The 13765-nt window shown below is 39.1% G+C and carries 13 protein-coding genes; 12 read left to right on the top strand and 1 reads right to left on the bottom strand.

Features of this window, described 5'->3' with window-relative positions:
* Positions 1–26: 26 nt before the first annotated feature.
* The 11 genes from folD (at position 27) to MHB42_RS11695 (ending at position 12251) form a co-directional block, all read left to right on the top strand.
* Complete coding sequence (gene folD / locus MHB42_RS11745; RefSeq protein WP_340806337.1) at positions 27–881, top strand: bifunctional methylenetetrahydrofolate dehydrogenase/methenyltetrahydrofolate cyclohydrolase FolD; 855 nt, start codon at positions 27–29, stop codon at positions 879–881.
* A 363-nt stretch (positions 882–1244) separates the two neighbouring features.
* Positions 1245–2603: an exodeoxyribonuclease VII large subunit gene (xseA, locus tag MHB42_RS11740; protein ID WP_340806336.1), complete on the top strand. Its 1359-nt coding sequence runs from the start codon at positions 1245–1247 to the stop codon at positions 2601–2603.
* Entirely contained in the window at positions 2600–2833 is a 234-nt protein-coding gene (locus MHB42_RS11735; protein ID WP_340806335.1) for an exodeoxyribonuclease VII small subunit, read from the top strand. The genes xseA and MHB42_RS11735 overlap by 4 nt, the downstream gene beginning before the upstream one ends.
* A 3-nt stretch (positions 2834–2836) precedes the next feature.
* Positions 2837–3718 carry a polyprenyl synthetase family protein gene (locus MHB42_RS11730; protein ID WP_340806334.1) on the top strand — a complete coding sequence of 294 codons (882 nt, stop codon included), beginning with the start codon at positions 2837–2839 and terminating at the stop codon, positions 3716–3718.
* Positions 3719–3883: 165 nt separating this feature from the next.
* Positions 3884–5785, top strand: a complete 1902-nt coding sequence (gene dxs, locus MHB42_RS11725) for a 1-deoxy-D-xylulose-5-phosphate synthase (protein ID WP_340806333.1) — start codon at positions 3884–3886, stop codon at positions 5783–5785.
* Positions 5785–6603 (top strand): TlyA family RNA methyltransferase, encoded by an 819-nt coding sequence (locus MHB42_RS11720; protein WP_340806332.1) that lies wholly within the window; start codon positions 5785–5787, stop codon positions 6601–6603. Before dxs ends, MHB42_RS11720 begins: the two co-directional genes overlap by 1 nt.
* 100 nt (positions 6604–6703) lie before the next feature.
* Positions 6704–7153 (top strand): transcriptional regulator AhrC/ArgR, encoded by a 450-nt coding sequence (ahrC, locus tag MHB42_RS11715; protein ID WP_340806331.1) that lies wholly within the window; start codon positions 6704–6706, stop codon positions 7151–7153.
* A gap of 34 nt (positions 7154–7187) precedes the next feature.
* On the top strand, positions 7188–8882 hold the full coding sequence (gene recN / locus MHB42_RS11710) for a DNA repair protein RecN (protein WP_340806330.1): 1695 nt from the start codon (positions 7188–7190) through the stop codon (positions 8880–8882).
* A gap of 252 nt (positions 8883–9134) precedes the next feature.
* Entirely contained in the window at positions 9135–10082 is a 948-nt protein-coding gene (locus MHB42_RS11705; RefSeq protein ID WP_340806329.1) for a SpoIVB peptidase S55 domain-containing protein, read from the top strand.
* Between the two features lie 414 nt (positions 10083–10496).
* Positions 10497–11288 carry a sporulation transcription factor Spo0A gene (gene spo0A / locus MHB42_RS11700; RefSeq protein ID WP_340806328.1) on the top strand — a complete coding sequence of 264 codons (792 nt, stop codon included), beginning with the start codon at positions 10497–10499 and terminating at the stop codon, positions 11286–11288.
* Between the two features lie 444 nt (positions 11289–11732).
* Positions 11733–12251, top strand: coding sequence for a coiled-coil domain-containing protein (locus tag MHB42_RS11695; protein WP_340806327.1), 519 nt, complete (start codon positions 11733–11735; stop codon positions 12249–12251).
* Positions 12252–12387: 136 nt separating this feature from the next.
* Here the strand turns inward: MHB42_RS11695 and MHB42_RS11690 are convergent, their stop codons facing one another.
* A complete protein-coding gene (locus MHB42_RS11690; protein WP_340806326.1) occupies positions 12388–13278 on the bottom strand; it encodes a glycine betaine ABC transporter substrate-binding protein in 891 nt (296 codons plus the stop codon).
* A gap of 211 nt (positions 13279–13489) precedes the next feature.
* Between MHB42_RS11690 and MHB42_RS11685 the strand changes: the two genes are divergently transcribed.
* Positions 13490–13681, top strand: coding sequence for a hypothetical protein (locus tag MHB42_RS11685; protein WP_340806325.1), 192 nt, complete (start codon positions 13490–13492; stop codon positions 13679–13681).
* Positions 13682–13765 lie beyond the last annotated feature (84 nt).

Below are 13765 nucleotides of genomic sequence, written 5' to 3'. Positions count from 1 at the left end.
TGAATTGGAAGGAGTAACGAAGGTTTATGTCGAGTACAATTATTAATGGTAAAGAAATTGGTCAAGAAATTCGTAATGCGGTAGCGGAGCGCGTTAACCGTCTAAAGGAGCGCGGGGTAACACCTGGCTTAGCGGTTGTTTTAGTTGGAGATAACCAAGCCTCAGCTACATATGTGAGAAATAAACAAAAATCTTGTGAAGCGATTGGGATGTTTTCAGAGCTTGTAAAACTGCCAGAGGAAACGACACAAGAGGAATTATTAACACAAATTCAATTACTCAATCAACGTGAGGATATTCATGGTATTTTAGTACAATTGCCACTGCCAAAGCATATTGATGAGGATACAGTGATTGCGACAATCGCTGTTGAGAAAGATGTGGATGGCTTCTCACCTGTTAGCGTTGGGAAAATGATGCTTGGCCAAGAAACATTTTTACCTTGTACACCATTTGGCGTGATGAAGCTTCTTGAGTATTCAGGAATTGACATCGCAGGCAAGCATGCTGTTATCGTAGGGCGCAGTCATATCGTTGGTAAGCCAATGGGACAACTATTATTGCAAAAGGATGCAACGGTGACGTATACACATTCTAAAACGCCAGATTTACCTTCATTTACAAAGCAAGCAGATATTTTGATAGCTGCTGTGGGACGTGCAAACTTTATTACAAAAGAGCATGTAAAAGAGGGGGCGGTTGTGATTGATGTTGGTATTAACCGTGACGACAATAACAAGCTTTGTGGCGATGTAAACTTTACAGAGGTAGAAGGTGTTGCATCTGCTATTACTCCTGTACCAGGCGGTGTTGGTCCAATGACCATCACAATGTTACTATTCAACACAGTGCAAGCAGCTGAAAATACGCTTGCAAAATAAATATGATAGGAAAAGGTCATTTCAACGGTTGTTTTGAGAGGCCTTTAGACTGTTGCTAAAGGCATCGAGCTTAAATTTCTCGATGCCTTTTAGCATTGTTCCATAGTAACGAAATAGAAGAGCTTATGTTTCATTTTAAGATGACTTTTAGAGCGTAAATGTGGAACTTTTTCTGTGATGTATTATCCTCAACGGTTTCTAATAGTGAGAAAGCATGTGAATATGCTATAGTTGGTTGTCAGTAGCGTACAAGACAACTATTTTTTCTAGCGAAACTGCATTTTGACACGTCAATCACCATAAAAAATGGTATGATAGGTGTAGTTTTGCGAAAAACTTGATTTTAGTAAAGGAGCCGAAAATATGTCCTCTGCTTCTTATTTAACAGTAAAAGCATTAACAAAATATATTAAACGAAAATTTGATGCTGATCCACATTTACGTGAGGTGTATGTAAAGGGTGAGCTATCAAATGTGAAGCTTCATCAATCAGGTCATATTTACTTTACATTAAAGGATGATGGAGCACGAATTGCGGCTACAATGTTTAAAACCGCAGCTACAAAATTAGCATTTGAACCAAAGGAAGGCATGCAAGTATTTATTCGCGGTGATGTAAACGTTTACGAAAACTATGGAGCCTACCAGCTCTATGTGCAGGAAATGCAGCCTGATGGCATTGGTAGCTTATTTGTTGCCTTTCATCAATTAAAAGAACAGCTACAAAAAGAAGGGCTATTCAAGCCTGAGTGGAAACAGTCAATTCCAACATTTCCTGAAACAATTGGTGTCTTAACATCCACAACAGGAGCGGCGATTCGGGATATTTGTACAACGTTAAACAGACGTTACCCGCTTGCGAAAGTGCTGATCTACCCAACGCTTGTTCAAGGAGCACAGGCAGCACCTAATATTGTGGAAAATATTGAACGTGCCAATATGGATGCACAATGTGATGTGCTAATTGTTGGACGAGGTGGAGGCTCCATTGAAGATTTATGGGCTTTTAATGAGGAGATTGTAGCACGCGCCATTTTTGACAGTCACATTCCTATTATTAGTGCAGTTGGTCATGAAACAGATACAACTATTGCAGATTATGTCGCTGATTTACGTGCACCTACACCAACAGCAGCAGCTGAAATAGCTGTGCCAGACCAAACGGAGCTTTATCAGCGGGTGCTTACACAGCAATCACAGCTTTATCAAATGGTTCGGTCGCAACTTCTGGCTGAGCGACAGCGTCTAAATAAGCTCCAACAGTCGTACCCTTTGGCAATGCCCGAAAGACTCTACCGACCATTTACGGAAAAGTTGGCACAACTTGATACGGACTTGCAAAAAGCGATGCAGGTAGATTTAATGAGAAAAACGGCGCAACTTCAGCAGTTACATAGTGCGGTGGAGCAGCATTCACCTAAAAAAGCACTGGCCTTCCATCAACGGGAGCTTGAAGCGCAAGTGCAACAATTAACACGCGCTGTAACGTATTATGTGACAAGGCAGCAGCAGCAATTTGAGGCAACGGTTAGAACACTGGAAGCTTTAAATCCACTGGCGATTTTAACACGAGGCTTTACAGTAGCCTCTAAAGATCAGCAGGTGATTCAATCAGCTAATGAGGTGCAAAAGCAGGATCAGCTAACACTGACCTTCCATGATGGGCAGGTAATGGCTGAAGTGACGAATATCTTGCCAAAGAATGAGGGGGAATCGTTGTGACAGAAAAACAACAAACGTTTGCAGAGGCGATGGCAGCACTAGAAGAAATTGTTCGACAGCTAGAACAAGGCGATGTGCCGTTGGAAAATGCCATTGATTTATATAAGCAAGGAATGGAGCTATCAAAGTTTTGCCATTATAAGCTGCAACATGCAGAGGAACAGTTAGTATCCATTGTACAAGAAAATGGTGAAACAACAGCATTTGATCCATTAAAGGGAGAGAGCTAGCCAATGAATGAATCATTAAAATATTTTATCGAAAGCAATACACCACAAATTGAAGAAACAATGTTTGCGCTTGTTGAAAAAATTGAGGCGCCCGCTAATTTAAAGGACTCGATGCTCTATTCTTTAAAGGCTGGTGGTAAGCGTATTCGACCACTTTTTGTAGTAGCGGTACTTGAGCTCTATCGTCAACATTTACAGGATGGCTTCACGGTAGGCGCTGTGATTGAAATTATTCATACGTATTCTTTAATCCATGATGATTTACCAAGCATGGATAATGATGATTTTAGAAGGGGCAAGCCAACGAACCATAAAGTATATGGAGAGGCACTTGCCACGCTTGCAGGTGATGCCTTAAATACACTTGCATTCGGTATTTTAGCACGTATGGATATTGCTGCTGAAAAACGCATGGAGCTTGTCGAACTATTAAGTGTTGCAGCAGGAGCAGAGGGCATGGTTGGCGGACAGGTGCTTGATATGGAAGGTGAGCAACGTCAGCTTAATTTGGAAGAGCTTGAGCAGGTGCATGTTAATAAAACAGGTGCGCTGTTGCGATTTAGTATTGAAGCGGGAGCAGTATTAGCGGATGTTTCGGCGCAAGATCGTACAATCTTAAAAGAGTATGCACATCATATTGGTCTAGCCTTCCAGATTCAAGATGATATTTTAGATATTGAAGGCACAACAGAAGAGCTTGGCAAAACAGCTGGAAAGGATGTGGCTAGTGATAAAAGCACATATCCAGCTCTTTTAACATTAGAGGGAGCCAAAGCAAAGCTGGAGGAGCATTATCAACATGCCATTCATGCGCTGGATCAATTATCAATAGATGCCAGCTTATTGCGTGATTTTGCATCTTATATTGTTCATCGTAAAAACTAAGAGAAAAATCAAGGCGTTAAAGGAAAAGAATATGCTAGAATAGGTGAGAACATTTGCAAAATGCCAAACAATGAAGGGTTCATGCTTTTAGCATATTGATAACACTGTTATAATGGTGGAAACACAATTACGGTGAATATTTTATTGAAAAGGTGTGTGAGAAAGGTGGATTTAAATAAAATAACTAGTCCATCCTTTTTAAAAAACTTAAATAAGAGGGAGCTTGAGCAGCTTGCACAAGATATTCGTACCTTCTTAATTGAAAAATGTTCTGTCACAGGTGGGCATATTGGACCCAATTTAGGGGTTGTAGAGCTAACGATTATGCTGCATAAAATGTTTGACAGTCCAAAGGATAAGTTTTTATGGGATGTGGGCCACCAAGCTTACGTGCATAAAATTTTAACAGGTCGTGCGAGTCAATTTGACACACTACGTCAGTTCAAAGGGCTTTGTGGATTTCCAAAGCGCGTGGAGAGTGAACATGATGAGTGGGAAACAGGTCATAGCTCGACGTCCTTATCAGCAGCCATGGGTATGGCAGCAGCACGTGATATTAAGAAAGACAAAAACTTTGTTATTCCGATTATTGGGGATGGTGCATTAACAGGTGGCATGGCACTAGAAGCTTTAAATCATATTGGTCATGCCAAAACAAATATGATTGTTATCTTAAATGATAATGAAATGTCCATTGCGCCCAATGTTGGGGCTTTACACAATGTATTAGGACGTTTACGGACTGCAAAGGAATATTCAAAGGCGAAGGAAGAGCTAGAATCTTTAATGAATAAAATTCCTGTGCTTGGTGGCAAGCTTGCATCAACAGCAGAACGTGTAAAGGACAGCCTGAAATATTTAGTCGTATCGGGTGTATTTTTTGAGGAGCTAGGCTTTAAATATTTAGGGCCTATTGATGGGCATGATTTTGAGGCGCTTGAAACAACATTATCCCATGCCAAAAAAGTAAAAGGGCCTGTGCTTGTTCATGTCATTACGAAAAAAGGCAAAGGCTATAAGCCAGCTGAGGATGATACAATTGGTAACTGGCATGGCACAGGACCCTATAAAATTGAAAATGGTGCCTTTGTTAAATCGGAAACAAAAGGCCCTGCATGGAGTAGCTTAATTGCGGAAACGGTTCGTAAGATTGCCCGTGAGGATGAACGCGTTGTGACAATTACGCCTGCGATGCCTGTTGGCTCAAAGCTGCAAGGTATTCAAAAGGATTTTCCAAATCGTTTCTTTGATGTTGGGATTGCTGAGCAGCATGCATCGACAATGGCAGCAGGTTTAGCAACACAAAAAATGAAGCCATTTTTAGCGATTTATTCGACATTTCTGCAGCGTGCATATGACCAAGTGTTACATGATATTGCTCGTCCAAACTTAAATGTTTTTATCGGTATTGATCGTGCAGGCTTAGTTGGGGCAGATGGGGAAACACATCAGGGTGTCTTTGATATTGCGTTCCTACGCCATATTCCAAATATGACCATTATGATGCCAAAGGATGAAAACGAAGGTCAGCATATGGTGAAAACAGCGATTGATTATGATGGTGGTCCAATCGCTTTAAGATACCCGCGCGGTAATGGCATCGGTGTACCATTGGATGAGGAGCTTGTCGCTTTACCAATTGGTAGCTGGGAAGTGTTGCGTGAGGGGAAAGATGCAGCTATTTTAACATTTGGTACAACGATACCAATGGCAATGGCAGCAGCGGATATGCTGGCACAGCAAGGTATTGAAATTGAAGTGGTGAATGCGCGTTTTATCAAGCCGATGGATGAGGAGATACTACATCGTATTTTATCTAGCCATAAACCAATTTTAACGATTGAGGAAGCTGTTTTACAAGGTGGATTTGGTAGTGGGGTATTGGAATTTGCACACGACCATGGTTACTTACATGCGTTAATTGATCGTATCGGTATTCCAGATCAATATATTGAGCATGGCAATGTTGACCAGCTACTTGCGGAAATTCATATGACAGCAGAGGATACAGTGGCACGTATGCATGTATTACTTCAACAAAAACAGCAAGTAGGTTTGAATAAATAATGACAAAACAACCAAAAGAACGAGTAGACCTTTTACTTGTTGAGCGTGGATTGTGTGAAACAAGAGAGAAAGCCAAACGCTCCATTATGGCAGGGCTTGTTTTTTCAAATGAAATTCGCATTGATAAGGCAGGCGAAAAAATTGCGATTGACGCTCCACTGCAAGTAAAGGGCTCTGATTTAAAATATGTAAGCCGCGGTGGCTTAAAGCTAGAAAAGGCACTGCAAATTTTTGATATGTCTGTAGAGGGGAAGCTAATGCTTGATATTGGCTCCTCTACGGGCGGTTTTACGGATTGTGCCTTACAGCATGGTGCAAGACATTGCTATGCACTCGATGTAGGCTCTAACCAATTAGCATGGAAAATTCGCTCCGATGAACGTGTTACCGTGATGGAGAAAACGAATTTCCGCTATACAACTGCGGCAGACTTAACAGAGGGTTTGCCTGATTTTGCGACAATTGATGTTAGCTTTATTTCATTATCGTTAATTTTACCAGTGTTAAAAACATTGCTACTGCCAGGTGGCGATGTCATGGCATTGGTGAAGCCTCAGTTTGAAGCGGGCAAAGAGAAGGTTGGTAAAAAAGGTATTGTTCGCGATAAAAAGGTGCATCTTGAAGTGCTTGAAAAAACAGCTACTATGGCAACAGAGCTTGGCTTTGTGGTAAAGGATGCCTCCTTCTCACCCATTACAGGTGGGGAAGGGAATATTGAATTTTTATTCCATTTAGTGAATCCTATCGGGGAGGAAGAAATTCCTGCATATACAGCATTTAATGCACTCGTAGAAGAAGCGCATAATGCCTTGAAATAACACGTGCTCATATAAAGAGCCGTGTTTTTTCTTGTGCTTTTTTGTTGAAAATGGTAGTGTGAATATACATATATTTAATTATTTATAAGAGGTGACGATCATGAATAAAAGTCAAAGACATATACGAATTCGGGACATTATTGCTAATCATGAGATTGAAACACAGGATGATTTAGTCGATTTTTTAAAAGAAGCAGGCTATAATGTGACACAGGCTACAGTATCAAGAGATATTAAAGAGCTACATTTAGTAAAGGTACCATTACAGGATGGACGTTATAAATATAGCTTGCCCGCTGACCAACGTTTCAATCCTGTTCAAAAATTACATCGTGCATTGGCAGATGCCTTTGTTAGTATTGACGGTGCATCGCATTTTTTAGTGATGAAAGCTCTTCCGGGGAATGCGAATGCGATTGCCTCATTGCTCGACCATTTAGATTGGCCAGAAATTTTAGGGACAATTTCAGGGGACGATACGATTTTAATTATTTGTCGAGATGAAAATGAACGTGAAAATACAAAAAAACGTTTATTAGATATGCTATAAAATAGCGGGGAATTTACTTCAGAGGTGACATTTTGTGTTAAGAGAGCTTAGTATTCGAAACTTTGCCATCATTGAGGATTTAACTGTTAGTTTTTCCGAAGGCTTAACTGTATTAACAGGGGAAACAGGCGCAGGGAAATCCATTATTATTGATGCTGTCCATTTACTTGCAGGTGGACGTGGCAATTCTGAATTTATTCGTCATGGCGCAAGAAAAGCAGAATTAGGTGGCTTATTTCAAATTTCAAGTACCGATCATCCTGTGCTGAAAAAATTAGAGGAAGCTGGCATTGAAATAGAAGAAGATACCATTATTTTACGTCGTGACCTTCATGATTCTGGCAAAAGTGTTTGCCGTGTGAATGGTAAACTTGTGCCATTGTCGGTACTAAGAGATATTGGAGCTAGCTTAATTGATATTCATGGTCAGCATGAAAATCAAGAGCTAATGGATGAGAAGCAACATATTCATTTACTTGACCATTTTGCAGAGGAGCAGCTTATGCCTATTCAGGCGTCCTATAGTACACAGTATGAGGAATACCGTTTACTCAAAAAGGAGCTAGCCTCTATTTCCATTGATGAGCAATTAATGGCACAACGCATTGATTTGTACCAATTCCAAATCAAAGAGCTAGAGGAAGCCAATTTAAAGCTTGGTGAAGAAGATGAGCTATTAGATGAACGCCGTCGTCTGATGAATTTTAATAAAATTTTTGAACGCTCTAGCGCAGCCTATGAAGCCATTCAAGGGGAGTCAAAGGGACTTGATTGGGTTGGGAATGCGATGGATGCATTAGAAGATGCTGCAACGGTGGATGAGCAATTTAAAGAAGCATCTGAAGCGGTAACAACTGCCTTTTATGCGTTACAGGATGCTGCTTATCAGGTGAAAAATGCTTTAGATGAATTGGAATTCGACCCAGCTCGTTTAAATGAGGTAGAGCAACGTTTAGCCTTACTGCAAAATTTAAAGCGCAAGTATGGTTCAACAGTGGAAGATATTTTAGCCTATTATGAAAAAATTAAAACTGAGTTAAGTGAGCTGCTGAATCGTGATGAAATTTTGCAGGTGAAAGAACGTAAGGTGATTGCGATGGAAGCTACATTAAATGAGCTAGCTGGACAGCTTTCAACAGTGCGTAAAGCTGCTGCTCAACAGTTAAGTGAGGCAATTATGGCAGAGCTACGTGAATTACATATGGAAAAAGCAAAATTTATTGTGAATTTCGATGAATTACCATATTTCGATGCCAATGGTAAAGATCAAATTGTTTTCTATATCTCTACAAATGTTGGGGAACCACCAAAGTCCTTACCAAAAATTGCATCGGGAGGAGAATTATCACGCATGATGCTTGCATTAAAAACAATTTTTTCATCCTCTAATGGTATTACATCCATTATTTTTGATGAGGTGGATACAGGTGTAAGTGGTCGTGTAGCACAGGCAATTGCTGAAAAAATTGCAGCGATTTCCATTAATTCGCAAGTTTTATGTATTTCGCATTTACCGCAGGTTGCGGCGATGGCAGATCATCATTACTTTATTAAAAAAGAAGTCGAGCATGATCGCACATTTACATCTTTAGCAGAAATCGATCAACATGCACGAATTGAAGAAGTAAGCCGTATGATGTCTGGTGCAGAAATTACAAATTTAACATTGCAGCATGCAACAGAGCTTTTAAAAATGGCAGAGGAACGCAAACAGCAAATGCGCGAATAGTGATCTCTAAATGTATTATTTCCCATAGTAAATTAGGTTTCCGCAGCTATAGCTTCCATCCATCGGAGAAATCCATACTTGCACACGTTTACAACGAAAAATAGCCAGTGTTCCTATTGATAACATGCCTGATTGATCCCAAAAGCAGTGAAAGCTGTTTTTGGGTTTTTTCATTTTGCACAAATATTTACCGCTTATAAGAATGCCACAACAACACATAGTAAAAAGACAAAAATGAAAAGGAGGTGTCGTATGAATCGTCGTTGGCGTCAATTAGTCATTTTGCCTATGCTCATCTTTTTATTTATGATGCCCATTCAAGCTTTTGCTGCAAAAAAGCTTATTCCAATGGGTGAAGCAATTGGCATTCAGCTTCAGTTGTCACATGTATTTGTTGCACATGATATACTATTGGCTTCCAATCAGTGGATGAAAGGGGGCGCTGTTATTGAAAAAATTAATGATACACCTGTAAAAACATTGGCTGATGCCAAACAGGCTGTTGCCAAAAAGGGACAGCAGCAATGGACGATTAACAGTGAGGGTAAACAAATTACACTTGAATTACAAAACCAAGAAGCAGAGCATGTCATTTCCTTTTTAAAAGATGAAACAGATGGAGTAGGAACACTGACATATATTGATCCAGAGACAAAAAATTATGGTGCACTTGGTCATCAAATTATCGATTCAACCCTACAAGAAGCTCCCGTTTTTAGAGCTGGCTCCATTTTTTTAGCTTCGATTCAACAAATTCGCAAAAGCACACCAGGTCAACCGGGTTATAAAATATCCTCCATTGAAAAACATCAAGAGCGACTAGGTACTATCGATAAAAATACGATATATGGTATTTTTGGTCGCTGGGAAGATAGCTATCAACAAAGATTACCCAAAGCCATTGAAATTATGCATGAAAAAGATATAAAACTGGGAAAAGCAGAAATTTATACAGCCATTGAGGGCAGTAAAGTAGAAACCTTTTCCATTGAAATTACAAAAGCTGAAAATGAACGTCTTGAATTTGTCGTATCTGACGACAAGCTGATTGAAAAAACAGGTGGTATTTTACAGGGGATGAGTGGCAGCCCTATTATTCAAGATGGTCGTTTTGTCGGTGCTGTGACACATATGTTTGTGGAGGAGCCGAAAAAAGGAGCCGCATTAACAGTAGCAGAAATGTTACGTAAGTCCTCATAAAAAGAATAAATGGCAAAAATCCGCCTTATGGTCTGTGGATAAGATAGCAAGAAGTCAGCTAAAGCATGGTGGCTTTTGTTGTTCTATCTTGCTTTTTCCGCAGAAATCAACGCGGATTTTTGCCCTTATCCTTTCTTTTACCAAATATATTCCGGGATGACAGGATATTTAAAAAACTATAGTTTTATTTTATTTTTTTATCTAAAATAGGGAATAGAGATGTTCGGTGACTTGCCGTTCTTTAGCGTAACTTGTCGATATAAAAAGAAAGTATCAGACTACATACTCATTTTTGGAAATAGAAAAGGTTTTTAAAGTGAAAATGTCGAAATTTTCAAAGTGTGCCAAAAAAGGCATTAGGGGTTAGGTTATCGCTTTGAGCTGTTCAAAGCAAGTCCAGAAGGAGGAATTGAAATGACAAAAATAAAAGTAGCGATCGCGGATGATAACCGTGAGTTATTAAAAACAATGGAGCAGTATTTTCAAGGACATTCTGAAATAGAAATTATTGCCACTGCTCCAAACGGAAAAGTTTGTCTTCAAATGCTTGAGGAATTTACACCAGATATTTTACTTCTTGATATAATAATGCCGCATCTTGATGGATTAGCTGTATTAGAGTCCATGTATCAAAATGAAAAAATGGCATCCATTCAAGTCATTATGCTAACCGCCTTTGGGCAGGAGGATGTGATGAAGCAAGCAGTCGAATTAGGAGCCTCCTATTTTATGCTCAAGCCATTTGAATTCGATCAATTGGTGCAAAAGATTTTACACTGCGCAGGACAAAAGGCAGCAATTCCGAAAAAAGCAAGTGTCTTACAGCCAGCAGCGCCTCAAAAATTAAACCAACATCAATTAGATAGCACCATCACAGCAATTATTAAGGAAATCGGTGTACCTGCACATATTAAAGGGTACTCTTATTTGCGTGAAGCTATTCAAATGGTCTTTGAGGATATTGATCTACTAGGCTCTGTGACAAAAATTTTATATCCAGAGATCGCCAAAAAGTTCAACACAACACCATCACGCGTGGAGCGTGCCATTCGTCATGCCATCGAGGTTGCATGGAATCGTGGAAACTACGAATCTATTTCGTCCATGTTTGGCTACACGGTCCACCATCTCAAATCGAAGCCAACCAATTCCGAGTTTATCGCCATGATTGCCGATAAAATTCGCATTGATATGATGGCGAGCTAGGTGTTGAGGAACGTTGATATGTAGGGGATTATGAGTATCATGGGAATTAAAGAGAGGAAATTTATTTGGCAATAAACTTCCTTTAAGGGCTATAAATAACTAATTGTATATGTACGAATTTCAGGCACACTCTAGTTTATTGGTTTACATACAAACTGATGAAATAGGAGTGTGTTTTTTTGCGTAGAAAAATTGACAATAAGATTACTGAATTTGATTTACAGTTAGAAAATATCATGCTGCATGTCGATCATAAGCATTTCCTAAGCAACCTTAAAAAGTAATCTCGGATACAGCTATAAAAATATTCTTTCTTGTCATAGAGTATGTCTGAGCTATTTATTGTCTAGTTTAAGAATGGCAGAGAATGATACATATATAGTTAGCTACAGCTTTCTATGATATAATTTACTAACATATTTTATCGTGGTGGGGGAATATAAGATGGAACATAATGAATTTCATACCTTAGTTAAAATGTTCGGCGAGATACAAGAAGGAATGCAGGAATTAAAGAGTTCAGTAGATAAACTTGAAACGAAAGTAGATCAGCTTGAAACAAAGGTAGATAAACTTGAGTCGAAGGTAGATGACCAGGGCGCAAAATTAGATAAGCTTGAGTCGAAGGTAGATGATCAGGGTGCAAAATTAGATAAGCTTGAGTCGAAGGTAGATGATCAGGGCGCAAAATTAGATAAGCTTGAGTCAAAGGTAGATGACCAGGGCACAAAATTAGATAAGCTTGAGTCGAAGGTAGATGATCAGGGCACAAAATTAGATAAGCTTGAGTCGAAGGTAGATGATCAAGGCGCAAAATTAGATAAGCTTGAGGCAAAGGTAGATGTCATTATGCAGCAAACAGCAGAAAACACAGAAATGCAACAACAGCTTACGGAAACGACTAAATTAGCCAAAAAAGCATTGTTTGAAGTTGAATTACTAAAAAACTATTTAAATAATTAATGAGAGAAATAGTTTTTAGCTTAAATGGCTACATTATTAAATATATCTCAGGGTAGTCTTGAAGTTTCATGTAATCGTTCTAACAATAAAAACCATGCATTTTGAACATCACTCAAAATGCATGGTTTTTGTCTATTTATTTTGCTTCAAGGTCCTCAATAGAATCAATATCTACATATGTTGGTACGGCTAAGCCAGAGCGTGCGCCTTCCATATTTGGACCTAGGTCGATCACATTGTCTTTGTGCTGCTCATAGAAGGTTTTGTGTGTCATCGGTAGCCATGGGGCAACAGTTACATCAGCAGAATCCATAGCGACAGCTTGGAACATGACGGCTGGATCGACTTCTGTTAGCTCGACATTATAGCCTTGTTCTGTTAAGACATATTTGATGACATTGGATGAGGCTTGCTCGGATTCCCAAGGTACAGAAACGACTCGAATGGTTTCGCCATCGACTTTCTCTGTGCCTGCTAGCCATTCATTCACCTTTTCCTCATTATTTGTGACCCAATTTTCTGCGGCTTCTTCAAACGAGGACTTTTCCGCCTCTGCCATAACAGCTTGCATATCTTCTACTTCCCAATGAAAGGCATCTAAAATTTTATAGGCATTCGGCATATCCTCGTCAAAGCCAAGTCTTGCAAGGGTATGAATGCTTTCCGTCCCGCCATAAATATTTTTAGGATCCTCTAAAAATTTTAAATCAAATTCTTCAAACATCCAGTGAGGTGTCCAGCCTGTTACGACAATAGGCTCCTCGTTTTGAATTGCCTCATCTAAAAGAATCAACATCCCAGCTGTCGAGCTTTCCTCAATATCCCAGTCTGCTAAATTTTCGTACCCATCCAATACTCTATGTGTAGCATCAGATATTCCTGCACCAGGTTCAATCCCAGTTATCGTATAATTAACAGCTTCCCCCACACTAGCATTAACATCTTTTTCTTCTTGCTTGCCACATCCTGTTAGAAATAAGGAAAGTGATAAGGCTGATAAAATACTAATCTTTTTTAAATTCATCATATCCTCCTAAAATAAGTTTTATCATAAAAGCTCTTTAATAAAGCTTTACAATCAACTGTAAATAAAGCGTAACACAGAATAAAAAAAGTAACAACTTATAAAATAAAACAAGTTGTTACTTTATGTGCATAAAGCAATGAAAACAAATGGTATGCAATTATCATATAATAGAGAAGAATAAAGGAAGCGAAATGATAAATAGGTGATAATAATGAAAACAGTCAATTTTCAATTAGATGGTATGAATTCATTAGAAATAACACATTTGGACAATGATTTATTTGAAGTGCGTTTAGCAATAGATGGTCAAATTGCTCTGTATTATATGACACGAGTGCAAGTGAGGCGACTTGGTGCTACATATTGTGCAGAAAGCACTTTCCTAATATTATTGGATGAATAGTAAGAAGGGACTAACTTATAAAATTGCATAGCATAAGTGAAACTTTATTCCGTATGGATTGGTTATTACTTATTCAAATTAGCC

Origin of the sequence: Lysinibacillus sp. FSL K6-0232, assembly GCF_038008325.1 — a bacterium.
GTDB lineage: Bacteria > Bacillota > Bacilli > Bacillales_A > Planococcaceae > Lysinibacillus.
This window is presented reverse-complemented; position numbering and strand designations above follow the sequence as displayed.

What these genes read in the sequence shown, in the direction of transcription:
- xseA (WP_340806336.1), top strand. Translation starts at nt 1,245, where the DNA reads ATGTCCTCTGCTTCTTATTTAACAGTAAAAGCATTAACAAAATATATT.
- MHB42_RS11690 (WP_340806326.1), bottom strand. Translation starts at nt 13,278, where the DNA reads ATGATGAATTTAAAAAAGATTAGTATTTTATCAGCCTTATCACTTTCC.
- MHB42_RS11705 (WP_340806329.1), top strand. Translation starts at nt 9,135, where the DNA reads ATGAATCGTCGTTGGCGTCAATTAGTCATTTTGCCTATGCTCATCTTT.
- ahrC (WP_340806331.1), top strand. Translation starts at nt 6,704, where the DNA reads ATGAATAAAAGTCAAAGACATATACGAATTCGGGACATTATTGCTAAT.
- MHB42_RS11685 (WP_340806325.1), top strand. Translation starts at nt 13,490, where the DNA reads ATGAAAACAGTCAATTTTCAATTAGATGGTATGAATTCATTAGAAATA.
- MHB42_RS11720 (WP_340806332.1), top strand. Translation starts at nt 5,785, where the DNA reads ATGACAAAACAACCAAAAGAACGAGTAGACCTTTTACTTGTTGAGCGT.
- MHB42_RS11730 (WP_340806334.1), top strand. Translation starts at nt 2,837, where the DNA reads ATGAATGAATCATTAAAATATTTTATCGAAAGCAATACACCACAAATT.
- MHB42_RS11695 (WP_340806327.1), top strand. Translation starts at nt 11,733, where the DNA reads ATGGAACATAATGAATTTCATACCTTAGTTAAAATGTTCGGCGAGATA.
- folD (WP_340806337.1), top strand. Translation starts at nt 27, where the DNA reads ATGTCGAGTACAATTATTAATGGTAAAGAAATTGGTCAAGAAATTCGT.
- spo0A (WP_340806328.1), top strand. Translation starts at nt 10,497, where the DNA reads ATGACAAAAATAAAAGTAGCGATCGCGGATGATAACCGTGAGTTATTA.